General features: G+C 41.3%; 11 protein-coding genes and 1 pseudogene. 9 read left to right on the forward strand and 3 right to left on the reverse strand.

Annotated features, from left to right (window positions below):
• Nucleotides 1-8: 8 nt before the first annotated feature.
• Nucleotides 9-1,016 (forward strand): hydroxyacid dehydrogenase, encoded by a 1,008-nt coding sequence (locus tag B9N86_RS05890; protein WP_208918185.1) that lies wholly within the window; start codon nt 9-11, stop codon nt 1,014-1,016.
• Nucleotides 1,017-1,093: 77 nt separating this feature from the next.
• A complete protein-coding gene (locus tag B9N86_RS05895) occupies nt 1,094-2,269 on the forward strand; it encodes a GNAT family N-acetyltransferase (protein WP_208918186.1) in 1,176 nt (391 codons plus the stop codon).
• Between the two features lie 353 nt (nt 2,270-2,622).
• Here the strand turns inward: B9N86_RS05895 and B9N86_RS05900 are convergent, their stop codons facing one another.
• Nucleotides 2,623-4,944 carry a helix-turn-helix transcriptional regulator gene (locus B9N86_RS05900; RefSeq protein WP_208918187.1) on the reverse strand — a complete coding sequence of 774 codons (2,322 nt, stop codon included), beginning with the start codon at nt 4,942-4,944 and terminating at the stop codon, nt 2,623-2,625.
• Nucleotides 4,945-5,191: 247 nt separating this feature from the next.
• Between B9N86_RS05900 and B9N86_RS05905 the strand changes: the two genes are divergently transcribed.
• The 7 genes and pseudogenes from B9N86_RS05905 to B9N86_RS05935 all read left to right on the forward strand — a co-directional run bounded on the left by B9N86_RS05905 (nt 5,192) and on the right by B9N86_RS05935 (nt 12,264).
• Nucleotides 5,192-6,988, forward strand: coding sequence for a S9 family peptidase (locus B9N86_RS05905; protein WP_208918188.1), 1,797 nt, complete (start codon nt 5,192-5,194; stop codon nt 6,986-6,988).
• A 206-nt stretch (nt 6,989-7,194) separates the two neighbouring features.
• Nucleotides 7,195-7,371: a GapA-binding peptide SR1P gene (locus B9N86_RS05910; protein ID WP_208918189.1), complete on the forward strand. Its 177-nt coding sequence runs from the start codon at nt 7,195-7,197 to the stop codon at nt 7,369-7,371.
• A 311-nt stretch (nt 7,372-7,682) separates the two neighbouring features.
• The gene (locus B9N86_RS05915) at nt 7,683-9,008 is read left to right on the forward strand and encodes a sensor histidine kinase (protein WP_208918190.1); all 1,326 of its coding nucleotides are present in this window, start codon (nt 7,683-7,685) and stop codon (nt 9,006-9,008) included.
• Nucleotides 9,005-9,760: a response regulator transcription factor gene (locus B9N86_RS05920; RefSeq protein ID WP_208918191.1), complete on the forward strand. Its 756-nt coding sequence runs from the start codon at nt 9,005-9,007 to the stop codon at nt 9,758-9,760. Before B9N86_RS05915 ends, B9N86_RS05920 begins: the two co-directional genes overlap by 4 nt.
• A gap of 197 nt (nt 9,761-9,957) precedes the next feature.
• A pseudogene (locus B9N86_RS05925) lies at nt 9,958-10,629 on the forward strand (ABC transporter ATP-binding protein); the annotation flags it as partial.
• A 46-nt stretch (nt 10,630-10,675) separates the two neighbouring features.
• Nucleotides 10,676-11,380: an ABC transporter permease gene (locus B9N86_RS05930; RefSeq protein ID WP_208918193.1), complete on the forward strand. Its 705-nt coding sequence runs from the start codon at nt 10,676-10,678 to the stop codon at nt 11,378-11,380.
• Nucleotides 11,381-11,391: 11 nt separating this feature from the next.
• Nucleotides 11,392-12,264: a DUF4097 family beta strand repeat-containing protein gene (locus B9N86_RS05935; RefSeq protein ID WP_208918194.1), complete on the forward strand. Its 873-nt coding sequence runs from the start codon at nt 11,392-11,394 to the stop codon at nt 12,262-12,264.
• Nucleotides 12,265-12,342: 78 nt separating this feature from the next.
• Here B9N86_RS05935 and B9N86_RS05940 read toward each other — a convergent pair whose 3' ends face one another.
• A complete protein-coding gene (locus tag B9N86_RS05940; RefSeq protein WP_208918195.1) occupies nt 12,343-13,128 on the reverse strand; it encodes a response regulator transcription factor in 786 nt (261 codons plus the stop codon).
• Nucleotides 13,113-14,651, reverse strand: coding sequence for a sensor histidine kinase (locus B9N86_RS05945; protein ID WP_208918196.1), 1,539 nt, complete (start codon nt 14,649-14,651; stop codon nt 13,113-13,115). The genes B9N86_RS05940 and B9N86_RS05945 overlap by 16 nt, the downstream gene beginning before the upstream one ends.
• Nucleotides 14,652-14,825: the final 174 nt, after the last annotated feature.

The following is a 14,825-nucleotide window of genomic DNA, read 5'->3' on the forward strand; positions in this document are numbered from 1 at the left end:
GCCGTTCCATGGGACAATTGAAGATCCTCGTTACGATGCCAAAAAATCAAATCTTCTATACTTTTTTTAACGAAGATTTGATTCGGCAGTTGGAAGAAATCGGAGAAGTAATTTGGAATGAAAGCAGTACAACGCATTATACGAAGCAGGAAATTTGCGAGAAAATTAAAGATGTGGATATATGTGTGACAGGCTGGGGTACGCAGGTCCTCGATGAGGACGTGATGAGCTATGCCAATAAGCTGAGAATGGTTGCACATACCGGCGGCTCTGTAAGACCATATGTAACAGATGCCGTGTACGAAAAAGGGATCACGGTCATTAGCGGGAACGAGGTGTTCGCACAGTCGGTAGCCGAGAGTGTAATCGCCTATTCCTTGGCATCCCTACGGGATATTCCGCGGTTTTCCGGAGACCTGAAGAATGGCATTTGGCCTTCCGCCTATTATAACAAAGGATTGCTGGACAGAACGGTTGGCATTGTAGGCTATGGAATGATCTCTAAAATGGTTGTGCAAATGCTTAATCCGTTCAATGTGAAGATTAAGGTATTTTCCCGTCATATCGCTCAGGAGGAACTGGACAAGCACCAAATGGAAAAAGCCGATCTTCCGGAGATTTTCTCCACCTGTGATATCGTCTCGATTCATAGCGGTATGACCAAGGAGAACTATCATCTTATTACTGAGGAGCTCCTGCGCTTAATGCCAGAAGGGTCCCTGCTCGTCAACACGGCCCGTGGTGCTGTTATTGATGAGCCTGCGCTTTGCCGTGTGCTGGCGGAAGGTAAGATCAACGCGGTTCTTGATGTGTACGAGGTTGAGCCTCTGCCGCAAGGACATCCGCTGATGGGGTTTGATAATGCAATTTTGATGCCTCATATGGGAGGGCCGACGATAGACCGCCGTTTGGTTGTCGTTCAAGCACTTATTACGGATATGAGGCGTTACCTGCAAGGCGAACCTTTGAAATGTGAAATAGATCGGGCTTATGCCGGTAAGATGTCCACGCATTAATACGACCATAGAAATGGAATGGGGGACGGCATGACTGCTGTCCCTCTATTTCTAAGTAATAACGGGGAGGAACAAAGGTGGAAATTTACAGTAAAGGGACGCTTGAAGACGCCCAGGATATTATTGATTTTGCAGATTACATATTCAGTAAGTCGACAGCACCGCATGATTTTGCTTCACTGATTCCGAAGCTGTATGGTGAAGGTCGGATGACGCAGCAGTACCACTACCTTGTGAAGGAAGATGGTAAAATTCGCGCGATGTTATGTGTTCTGCCGATTCATTTTAAAGTTGCGGATATAGAGCTTAAGGTTGGCTGTGTAGGTACGGTATCTGTCCATCCGCGGGCAAGGGGAAAAGGATATATGCAGAAGCTGCTCACATTCGCATTGGATGAGATGAAAGCAGAAGGCTATGACTACAGTCTCTTGGGCGGACAAAGACAGCGCTATGAATACTTTGGATATGAGCCAGCAGGGGTGAAGCTAGACTTTACACTGACCAGTGATAATGTCCGGCACAAGTATAGAGGACTGGATGCGGATCATATTACTTTCGAAGAACTAACAGAGGCTTCGGCTCTGTTGGATGATGTTTTTGATTTGTATCAAAAAGGGAAAGTGAGCGGTGCGAGGAACAAAGAGCAGTTCAGTGACCTGCTGCGGACGTGGAATGCCCAGCCTTATGTTATCCTTCATAACGGTATGTTTGCAGGCTATCTCAGCCTGTCCAAGGACAGCGGCATGATCTTTGAGATCGAGCTTACCGATACAGATCTCCTGCCTTCAGTTTCCAAATCGTTGATGGCTTACAAGGGCCTGCCAGATCTGCATTTCACGCTTCCTGCCTATGATAAGGACAAAATTAGACGACTCGGCAGCGTTTGCGATATGTACAAAGTTGGATATCAGCATAATTATAACATGTTCAAATATGCACCGGTTATAGAGGCGTATATGAAGTGTAAAGCGTTAGAGAGTAGGCTCCAAGACGGAAGGTTCGTATTACAGATAGAGAGTGGGGAAACCGTAGACATTCAAGTTCGGAGCGGAGAAGTCATAGTCGAACATATTGACGGAGAGAATTGTGATGTTCAAGCGGACGCTATTCTATCGGCGAGTGAAGCAACGGCTCTGTTATTCTCGCCGCTTAGTTCGTATGCCGGATTTTCAGCTGAGGACGAGAGCCAGCCGAACTGTCCGCAAGGTTGGTTTCCGCTCCCGTTATTTACACCGCCGCAGGATTGCTGCTGATAAGGATTTGAAATACAACGAAGAAGATATCCCGGAAGTAGATTTTTAAATCTCAGAAATAGAGATACCTCTCAAAAAAACGACAAGCAGGACACCCGAGGATTCATTGATATGCTCCCATCATAGTAGACAGTAGAAAAAACAAAAACTTCTACTTCTACCAAGATGGGAGTTTTTATGATGTCCAAAAGGAGTACACCCGGGAACTTGAAATTCTTTCGCTCGCTAAGGAAGTGAATTTCTTCCGTAGAGAAATAATAATTCAAGAAATTCGGGGCAAGAGCGATTGTAGGAACGATTCGTACTCGTAGCGTCTTTCAACAGACGAAACGGCATCTCAGGTCATTGAACTTTTAGGCCATCTCTTTTGATTTGCAGTCCAAACGATAATCACCAGGCGTCATGCCTTCGTACTTCTTGAACAGACGGATAATGCCAGCTTCACTGGCGTAGCCCAAGCGGGATGCGATTTCACGCACCGGCAGATCCGTAGATTCCAGCAATTCCTTGGCGATATTCAGCTTCAGCTTGGCTATGTAATCTTTAACGTTCTCCTGCTTGTACTTCTTGAACACATTGGAGATATACTGCGGTGTAACTTCAAACTCCTGGGACAGCATATTCAGATCCAGCCAGGTTTCACCGGCATGTTGATTAATGTATTCGGCAATCCGGTTAACAAGTTTCTCCGTTTTGCTTACGTTTTTATTTTCCGAGAGCACGGAGATTTTATCAATCGTTTCCATGAACCTGCGTTTGGCGACCTCCATAGAGGAGTGCTGAATCATCTCTTCAATGACATGTTCGTTGGTGGATGGAACTTCCCCTTTGGCTACCAGGAAGAAGTTCATTACCTTCATTAAAGTGGAGGCAACTTCATACAAAAGAAGTTTTGCCGCACCGACTCCGATATTTTTGGAAATGTTAACTTCAAAAATATTGTCCAGAAACTGTTTGGCCTGCTCATAATGACCACTCTTCAGTAAGTTGATGAGCTGATGCTCACTTTCCATGGAATAAAAATAATCAAAGCTCAGGTTTCCTAAATCCTCAAAGCTCATAGTCTCGTAATCATCCCGCAATTTGCTATGTTCCAGGGCTTTTTTAGCCTCATCAAAGCATTTGGGTATGTTTTTCAGCTCTGAATATGCCGTGCTCAAACCGACATTTAGATTCAAATGATAATGCCTGTACGTGAAGTGGATCAGCGCATTCGCCTGCTCTCTTGCGATGGACACTGCCTCAGCCGACTCAAAGTCATCCCTCAATTGGATCAGAAACATAGATTGGTTACGCCCCAAGTCCAGGAAATAACAAGTGAAATGCTTCTTCATAAGTTCACAGCTAACGTTTTCCGCTACGACACGTGCGAGGGAAAGATTTTTCTCGGATAAATTGGTATTGTCCATAAAGAACGGACTGTCCATGTCAATCTCCAATGAGCCGATCAGGTACATATTGGAAGTGAACTCGATACCGATGGACGATAACTGCTGAGCTACATCATCGTAGTTCGTCACCATACCCCGGATCAGATGCAGCAAATAATCACGCCGGACAATCGGAAGCTGTTTTTCGATAATTTCGTTCAGTTCCTTATCATTCTGAATCTGGTCAACAATCGTTTTTTTAATATTCTCATACTCATTTTTACCGCTTACCGAGGTTTGAGCATGAATTTGTATGAGCTCATTGATTTCCTTTAGCGGTTTGTAGCTTCTTTTCGCCAAGTAGCGGACAACGATAAGACCAGCCACTAAATAAATTAAGAAAATCGCTATAAAGTTCATCAAGTAGTTGAGATTTTCCTTAAAATACAGGCTCTTTGGCGTCGAAGCGATATACTTCCAGCCATTTTTCTCGGATACGATTTTATTTAAAATTTCATGACGGGACTCTGCCATTTTATCAAAGCTATCGAGCTTTTGGACATTTAGCGGTGGCACGTCCGGAGAGCTTAGAATTAGACGGTCCTTCTCGTCAAGCACATAAATGTTCGAGTTTGTGACCTGATGTACTTGATTAATTAATGAGAACATATTACTAGCATCCATTAAAAAAATAACTTGTCCTAGCGGCTCCGATTGGGCATTCATCGGAAAAGACTGGATGTAAGGAAGTACATCCACCATATTGCTCTCGTATTGATTCATTTTTTGAATAGGCATATATTCTTGAAAATGATAACCATGCAAATAATCTTCATTAAAGGTTTCATAATCCAAATCTACAAACTGATACATCAGGTCAAAAAATTTCTGGGCTTTCATTTTTATCGTTGGCGTTATGATTTCATCCGTGGAGTTGATGTAAACAAAATAGTCAAATAGAAAATCGCGGGGCTTTTGCTTGCTGGACATATCTTTCATCAGCTCAGCATAGCTGTAGGAAGGAACGCCTTTGGCCACCTGTTCGAGTTTGGAATTAAATACAATCGCGTTGCTCAGTTCTTTTATATAGGATATATCGTCTTCAATATCAGACTTGAGTTGGCCAAGTAAAGTAACTGTCGACAGCTCGGTCTGCATCGTGATTTGTTTATTTATTTTGGCGTAATAGACGAAGGCGCTGGAAAGGGTAAGAATTAGGATAGAGACATATGACAAGACGAAAATAACATAGACGCTGTTTTGTTTTTTTTGTTTTTTCTTGTTGTAAGGTAACAATAGCCCCACGTCCTAGTCTCGTCATTTTTAATAGAAGCCTTTTAAGCTTATCATTCAGTGAAAGCCTTTTCAATAATATTCAAGTAATTGTACTTGACAGGAATGTTCCATACAACTGAAGAATGAGATGAGATCATCCCACGGTTTGATTTATTTACCAAATCGAATGCTTTATAATTAGATCATCTGTAGGACAATGGACATATTAATTATCCTATGGACAATAAATTAGTTGTGAACAAGGGAGGCGTTGTCGATGATTCAATTTCCTAAACCGGATGTGGAGCAGTTCTTTCAAACGTATGTTATTCGTTCCTTCGGAGTCCATGCGGATGAGTCGCGTTTGGTGTTCAGCAGCAGCTTGAACGGCAAGTTTAACTTATGGGCTATCGATATGAATGGGGAGACATCATATCCTTATCCACTTACTTATAACGACCAGATTTGCAGCTTTATTAAGCTGGATCCAGAGGGACGTCATATTTTAACGGCATTTGACCGCGACGGGAATGAAAACTATCAGTTTCATGCGCTTCGCTGGAACGGCGGTGATCCTATGCCGTTGTTTGAAGGGGCCTCGCCAGAGGATAAGCACTACTTCGTTCATTTATCGGAAGATGGAAAACGGCTATATTACAGCACTTCCAAGGATAACCCTTCCTATATGAATTCATGCGTATATGACCTGGAAACGAAGCAGAATAAGCTCTTGATCGAAGGGCAGGATACGACAACCGAACTGGCTGCGGTAAGTCCTGACGAGAAAAGTGTTGTGTATAGCAAAATGTACGCCAATACATATTATTTAAGTTTTGTGAGTCGTGAAGGCGAGGAAGATCAGTGCTTGACTCCTTCACCGGAACAGGTTCATATTGCTGGGGATGTCATCTTCCTGGATAATGACACCCTGTTGTTCGCGACCAACTTTGACTCGGAATTCACTTATATTGCGAAGTATGATATTCCTAATAAAGAATTTAAGCCGCTCCGTCATATTGAGCGGGAGAGCGTCAGCCTGATGCGATATCATAAAGATTCGCGTACGGTCTATGTGGTCACTGAAAAGGGAGTCGAGGATAAGCTGTACGCTTATTCACTGGATAGTGGCGAATTGACGCCAATTCCGCTTCCATCTGATATCGTCGAGCAGCTTTCAGTGGCAAAATCGGGAAATCTGTATCTTCTGGCCCGCGGAGCGGTTAAGCCACATAACATCTACCGCTACCAAGAAGGAGCATGGAATATGCTCACCAGAAATGTCATGACCGGACTGACCGAAGAAGATTTGGTATCTCCTGATGTCATTACATACCAATCGTTTGACGGTATGGAAATTGAGGCGATGCTGTTCCGTGCCAAGGAGCAGCAAGCGAATGGTTATACGGTATTCTGGCCTCACGGCGGGCCTCAGGCGGCTGAACGGAAGCAGTTCCGCGCTATGTTCCAGTACATAATCGCACAGGGTTATAACATCTTCTGTCCGAATTTCCGCGGAAGCACCGGTTACGGAAGCTCTTTTGTGAAGCTGGTAGAGCAGGATTGGGGCGAGGGTCCGCGGAAGGATTGTCTGGCCGGCATGGACTGGTTGTTCGAGCAGGGGATATCAAGCCGTGAGAAGCTCTTCGTTATGGGCGGCAGCTATGGCGGATACATGACGCTACTGCTGGCAGGGCGTAACCCGGAATATTTCCGCGCTGCTATTGATATTGTTGGTGTCAGCAATTTGTTTACATTCTACAATTCTGTACCGGAACACTGGAAGCCAATTATGGAGCTATGGATCGGGGATCCGGAGCGGGACCGTGAACGGTTTATCAAGGATTCGCCGGTTACGTATCTGGATAACATGGTTAATCCAATGCTTATCATCCAGGGGGCTAATGATCCGCGGGTTGTAAAGGAAGAATCGGATCAGATCGTCGAAGCTCTTCGGGCCAAGGGCCGCGATGTGGAGTATCTTGTGTTCGAGGATGAAGGTCACGGAATTACGAAGAAAGCAAATGAGAAAATCGGGTATGCGCGTATGGTTGAGTTCCTTAACCGCTGTCAATAAGTCCTTAGTTAGATTCATTGACAAATTATTAACGGTAGGCCAAGAGATGTCATTTTCTCGGCCTGCCGTTTTATATTAGTACACAGTATCACTTTTTGCTCATAAGTTGATTTTTACGACAATACACTATGCTTAGAAGGTCTGAGCAAGATCCTGACAATCGGCTGTCCGGAATGAACGAAAGCGAAAAACTGAGGAGGAATAAGATGAAAACGCTCACAAACCTGGTGACTGGGAATGCAGACAATAGCAAGGACATGGGGCTGATCATATGCTCTGTTTGCGATGAGTTGATTGACACTTTGCCGACGGATGGTGTGAAGATCATTCATAGCCAGTGCGGTAGGGATGAGTGCAGGGGGACATGTCCTAAGGATTTGTGAGCGAAAGGAATGGTCTTTTATTAACAATTTTTTGGCTGGATCCGAAAGGGTCCAGTTTTTTTATGTGAAAGTCACCTTAAGGCAAGTCTCATTTATTTCTTAGGTTATTTAGCCGATATAAAAAATGAGTGTGCTCGATTAGTAGACCATCCTATCCTTATATTTGTTAAATCGAGGAATTCGTTGATATACTGAAGTAGCATCTGTCTATTCCTTTTGTTGTTCGGTCGAACAACAACAATACAGGGTTATAGATGTTTTTCTCATTTTTCCGCTTCGTTTGACTGCATTAATCGCTGGTGGTGTTAAGAATGATTCATCTCATTATGGCTATTCAAATATTAAGCTTCTTTTTTATTTTTCAATCCATTTCACGCTATTCATTTACAATCAAAGAAATAACAATTTGGTTAGTGATTTTTTTAATGATTGGATTTGTATCCACATATTTTATTGGAGTATGGGGAGCCGTTACGCTATTTTTCTGTTTTATTGGCATGTCCTACTTTAAAAATCATAAAACATTTACCGCTTTAGGTGTTTTTTACGGCGCATATGCGTTGGTCATGAATTCATTTCTAGGTTATCTTGCAGCAGATCCGATTACATGGTTCGTTGAATTTTTATTTAGACAATCATCAGCCAATATTGAGTATCTTCCTTATCTTTTGACAGCGATGGCACCGCCTATTATTAATGAAATCGGGCTTAGATTGGTACGTCGCTATTTTCCGCAGCTTAACAAAGATCTCATACAGGAATCCAGCAAAGTCATTCTTTTTCCGGTAATTGTTCTCTTAATTATTATTATCATTTCGGTATATCCGATTTTATCCATTGGCAATACAACCGGTGAATTTAGTTCCTTCCAAAGAACATTACTCTTAGGCATGTGGTTGCTATTTGTTATTGCTCTGCTGTACATGCAGTTTCAATACAATCATATTCAAAAAAGGGAAATTGAAAGATCTAAAAGTGAGCAATTGGTACAATTAAAAGATTACGCAGCACAGCTAGAGAAAATCTATGATGAATTCAGAGGTTTTCGTCATGACTATGCGAACATCCTATTAACTCTAGAGGACGGGATCTATAGGGAAGACTGGGATCAAGTGAAACAAGTTTATCAACAAACCGTTAAACCGACGAGGCAATTGATGCGTAAGAATGAATACAGCTTTGTTAAGCTGCGAAATCTACATGTCTTCGAGGTTAAAAGTATTTTGGCAGCAAAAATTTTAATGGCTCAACAAATGAAAATTGATGTGACGTTAGAAATTGAAGAACCCATTCATTCGATTCAGATGGAATTGATTTCGTTTACCCGGATTCTTTCCATTTTATTGGATAATGCGATTGAAGCAGCGGCTGAGACGGAAGATCCAAAGCTTTGGATTGTGTTATTGGAAGACCCAACAATTCAACTTATTAAAATTGAAAATAGTAGTAGAGAGAAAGTCAGTTTATGGCGATTGGAAGAACGCGGATATTCAACAAAAGGTAAGGGGCGCGGCTTAGGTTTATACAATGTACAACAAATGTTAAAACAAAATAAGTTTGCTTCACTTGAAACCGAAGTTCAATCTAACGTATTTTCACAAACGCTAATTATAAGAAAGACTGGAGTACGGTCATGAATATATTTATATTAGAGGATAACCTTATCCAGCAGCAACGTTTAGAACGAATTATTAAATCCTTGTCGTTAAAGCATCAGATTCATTATCGAAATATAATTTCGACGGCAAAACCGGATCATTTATTATCGCAAATTGAAAATGCGGCCAATCATCAATTGTATTTTCTAGATTTGGAGATCAAGAATGAAGAGCAAAAAGGATTGGCTGTCGCTAAGGAGATCAGAAAAAAAGATCCCTATGGCACGATTGTTATTGTCACCACCCATTCCGAGTTAGCGCCCAAAACCTTTGCATATCGTGTGGCTGCTTTAGATTTTATTGAAAAAGATTTGCGAGAAGAAGAATTTATTCAAAAAGTTGAAGAGTGTCTATTAATTGCCGATGAGCGCCGAACTATCCCAGTAAGCCCGGATCATTTTTGTTTCGAGAATAAATATACCAGCTTTCAAATTCCTTTTTCAGATATTCTTTATTTCGAGACCATAGAAATTGCACATAAAATACGTTTAATCACGAAATCTAAAGTCCTTGATTTTTATGCTGAATTAAATGAAATTGTCGATTATGATGAACGCCTCTTCCGCTGCCATCGAGCATTTGTCGTTAATTTAGCTAACATTCGATCGATTGATAAAAAGAATAGACTTATTTTGTTTGATGATGATGTGAGTTGTTCCGTTTCAAGAAGATTGCAGAAGGAAACGATTGAAAAGATGGAAGCTTTAAGGGGGAGTGAGTTTCTGAACTAAAGGTTTCTGAAAATGATGAAGTGCTAGAAGCTATTTCTTAAATGGCTGCTGGCACTTCTTTTTTATTTGGAAAGGGTCAAAAAAGAACCGTTTACGAAGGTTAAAGGACTGTTGGTGATATTGCTATCTATAATCGAGCGTAAAAGCCTTATCCTATGAATGTCAAATCCAAGCGGGAATAAGGAGCGAACAGAATAATGGATACCATGATCCAAATCAATCAATTATCAAAATCTTATAAAGGTACCGAAACGGTCTCAAATGTAACGATGCATATCGAAAAAGGTGAAATTTACGGTTTCTTAGGACCGAATGGTGCAGGGAAAACGACGATTATGAAAATGATTCTAAATTTGGTGAAGCCCACATCAGGTGAGATATTGGTGCTAAATCAACCGATATCACATACGTCTTATCAATATTTAAAAAACATCGGCAGTATCATAGAATACCCCGTTTTTTACGAACGTCTAACCGCAGCTGAAAACTTAAAGTTTCATTGTGAATACGCACAGTATCATGGCGAGAATCGGATTCAGGAAGTGTTAGGAATCGTTGGTTTACAAGGGGTGGGAGATAAAAAAATACATGAATTTTCATTAGGAATGAAACAGCGGTTAGGCATTGCCAGAGCCATAATTACAAAGCCGGAAATTTTGATTTTAGATGAGCCCATCAATGGTTTAGACCCTGTGGGAATTAAAGATATTCGGATGCTTTTACTGAAGCTAAAGAATGAGTACGGTATGACAATTTTAGTCTCCAGTCATATTGTTTCAGAGATGGAATCGATTGCGGATACGATCGGAATTATTAATCATGGAAAATTAATAAAGGAAGTTAAAATGTCGGAAATCAGAAAAGAAAGCAATTTAGAGGAGTATTTCCTAAATCTTATCGACGGAGGCAGACAACATGTTTAAACTTATGAGATTAGAATGGGAGAAAAACAATCTAGCAGGGTATTGTGCAAGAGCTGTGATTTGTATGATTATTATTTTTGGAATGGTAGCCGGAATGGCTTTATTGGCAAACGCTCAAAATGAACCTATGTTTTCAAATTTTACAGAATTCATGTCATTGGCTAATATCTTCGTTCGCATTACCTTTGTCGTTTTTTCAAGCATCATCATTTCGAGATTAGTGATTGACGAATATAGGAGCAAAACCATTCAATTGCTATTTACGTATCCCTTGCAACGCAAAAAAGTGATTCAAGCAAAGTTAATGATCGTTCTTAGCTTCTGTTTTTCTTGTGTAGTGATTTCCACATTAATCATTGAAGGATTGACAGTCGTATTGAATCCGACGCTTCATTTATTCGAAACACCCGTGTCGATGGGAGAAATGTTGGCTACCATTCCATCGATTTTAATCGCTTCAGCGATGACAGCTGGCTTAAGCCTTATTCCTTTGTATTTTGGTATGCGTAAAAAGTCTACTGCAACAACAATTACTAGTGCTGTAATCATAGGAACACTGCTTAATGCGATGGTTTCGGATGGAAGCGGCAGCTCTGTATCGATGTTTCAATTTATCGGCGTTCCTGCTATTTTTGGTTTGTTTGGTTTAGCCGTGGCTTATCTATCATATCGTAAAATTGATAGAATAGATCTTTAAGAGAGGTAGTCATGAAAACAAATAAATGGATTTGGTTATTAACGGTAATTGCTTTGGTAGGAGTACTTTACATTACTTCGCAAATTGGATCTAAAAAGTTGGAGATCACAGAACACCTCCCATCGGAAGAAGTTCAGAGCATCGAAATCATGAATGATTCATGGGATATTGAAGTGAAAGAATCGACAGACAATCAAGTTCATGTAGACATTAATGGTAAGCAGAAGGATAAGAAGAAAGTTCCTGTTTCAGTAACTCATCAAGATCATAAATTAATCATTCAACAAAATAAACAAATTGGCGGGGCGTTATCGGCCTTTACTTTTGAAAAAGAGGGAACCATCACGATTTTAGTGCCCAAAAATACAGTAGAACAAGTTACATTGATCAATAAAGAAGGAGATCTCGATATTCATACGTTAGCCACCCAAAAGCTAACCGTTAAAAATCAAGCGGGTAATGTGAAATTCAATCAAGTTGAAGCAGATTCAGGAGTTTTTAATCTAATTGTTGGAGACTTAACCGTAAACAATAGCTCATTTAGGAATTTAGACGTAGTTGCCAAGGCTAATGATCTTTATTTTAACAATACAATCAGCTCCGTTTGGAATGTTTTTTCTGAAAATGGTGAAATCGTTCTAAAGGGGATCGATGAAAAAGGTGAAATGAACGTTGAAACAAAAACGGGTGATATTCAAGTTGGTTATCAAAATGCACCATCCAGCTTGAAAGTAGCAGTAGAAAATACTAAAGGAGATACAACGGTTAACTTGGCGAATCTCTCAACTACAATGAATTCTGATGAGGAAGTAAATGGAACGATTGGCGCTGGAGAGTATCTATTGCATCTCAAAAGTCATTCAGGAAACATTGGTATTAAATAAGGTATGCTGCTCCGCATTGCCCCAATCAGCAGTTTTATGAGCCTGTTTATTATGCCAAGTCAACCAGTATCTCTATAGTCAATACATATTCATTCTGGTACTATTTTTATAATCTACCGGACACACTCCTACTCGGTTTTTAAACAGGCGGCTGAAATAATATTGATTCATATAGCCTACTTTGATCGCCAAATCACCGATTTTGATATTTTGCATGGAGTTATCCAATAATTCCTTCGCTTTCGAGATGCGAAGCTCAGTCAAATATTCCAGAAAAGATACTCCAACCTCTTTTTTCATTCGTTTACTCAAGTAATTGGAATTAATATGAAATAACTCCGCTACATGAGGTACGGCCAGTTCCGGATCATTGTAATGATAGTGGATATATTCTGTTATTTTCGCCATAATTGGCGAGAGATCACAGGAATTCGGGAGCGATTCCTGTGTCATCTCTTTCTTGAGCTTCGTAACTTCGTCAGGATGAAGACTGCACAAGTGATCGTGTAACTTAGCAAGTATTCGGTTTAGATCGCTCTTGGGTACCGGCTTCAGTAAGTAATCATAAGCATGCAATTGCAGGGCTCTTTGCGCATATTTAAAATCATCGTACCCACTAATGATCACCACGACCATGTCAGGATAACGACTCGTTACAAGTTGGACCAGATCAAGGCCATTCAAACCCGGCATGTTAATATCCGCTAGTAATACGTCTGGTGTAGATTGCTCGATTAGAGACAGCGCCTCAGCAGCATTCCTTGCTTCTCCTGATGGTTCAAAAGGCAGCCGACTCTCTTGGATATATTTCCGTAAGCCATTACGGATAATTTTCTCGTCATCCATGATTAGGACTTGCCACATGATTTGTTACCTCCAAGCGGTATATTTATCGTCATACAGGTTATACCTTGTCCACTACTGATCTGCAAACCGTAAAGCTCACCATAAGCAAGTTTGATGCGATGGCTGACACTATATAGACCGAATCCGATCTCTTCGTTTCTGTCTTTTTTTCCGTTCCGCAACGTCTCCTGAAGTGATGCCAGCCTGGATTTAGGAATGTCTACTCCGTTATTCTGGGCGGTGACGATCAGTTGATCCCCTTGTTTATATGCACGAATTGATATTTTACTTTTCTGGTTTGTCAGCGGCTTGATTCCGTGATAAATCGCATTTTCAACGAGTGGTTGAAGGATGAACCGAATGATCTGTTGTTGTTCCAAATGCTTGTCATAGCTCAATTCGTAATCCAGAATATCATCATACCGAACACATTGGATATTTAAGTAGCTCTCGACATGTTGAAATTCTTGTTCCAGTGTTACAAATTGACTGCCGCTGCTGAGCCCAAGCCGGAAATACGTGCTTAAGGATTCTACAATGTCCACCACATCATTTGCGTCATGACTTGCAGCCATCCATTGAATCGTATCCAGTGTGTTATACAGAAAATGGGGCTTAATCTGTTCGTGAATCATCTGCAGCTCCATTTCCTTCTTTTCTTGCTGGGATTGATACAGCTTAATGAGCATTTGATTGAAGCTGCGCCCTAACTCTCCAATCTCATCGCGTCGCTTATCGTTAGAACGCACGCTCCAGTCACCGTCTTCCACTTGTCTCATCAATTGACGCAGCGCCTGAATCGGCTTCGCTATGGAGGAGCCCAGCAATAGGACGAGAATCAAAAAGAAGATACCTACTACAGTTCCTACCATAAGAGCCGACCGCTGGGTCTTCGTCATACCTTGGGTAAGCTGGGATTTCGGCACTTGGAATATGAGCTTCCAGCCCGGAACACCGGCAATCGAAGCCGTAAAGGTAGCCATGTTAGCTCTGGAATCTTCCAGTTCTGGAAATTCCGAATTGACGATAAGCCACCCTCTGCCGTCATACACCAAAATGTCTTGGGCGATTTCTTTCATTTTACCGATAGGAACGGCGGCTGCGATGTAAGCTGTATCTTCATTTACTAGCGGTCCAATACGGTATAGAATAACGACAATCTCTGCTTTGTTGGCTCTAGAAACAATAACGTTACTTACAACGTAAGGAGCATCCGACGAAATCAGTTCTTTATAATAGTCTCGCGTTAATATAGAGAAAGACTTGCTATCCGACGTCCAAGAGTTTCCTTTGAGATCAACAATCCGAATGGACTCGTAGTCATGACCTCGTCGTTGCTCTAGCTTGCGACTTTCGCGTAACAGCTCTTCTCGAGTCCAGTGGTGATCAGAAGCAAGGGTGGCGAGCATTTCGACTTCTCCAATCCGCTGCTGAAACCAATAGGATATTTGTTCGCTCCGGGCATTGACGATTTGCTGTGTCAGTGATTCGTTGAGTGGGACGACCGTTCGTTCCATCTCTATGTATATGGAGCCTAACAACGCAAGGAATAGTAAGAGAAAGCATCCTCCGGCATATAATGTAATTTTTCGTTGTATTGAGTGCATGTCTTTATTACATCATGTTGCATTCCATCTTTAAATGAGAAGTATCACTTGTCCAAAATGTATAAATAAAATCCGAAATGTGCAAATACTTTTGGAGATGCATAGCCT

Source organism: Paenibacillus uliginis N3/975 (assembly GCF_900177425.1).
GTDB classification, from domain to species: Bacteria; Bacillota; Bacilli; order Paenibacillales; family Paenibacillaceae; genus Paenibacillus_AQ; species Paenibacillus_AQ uliginis.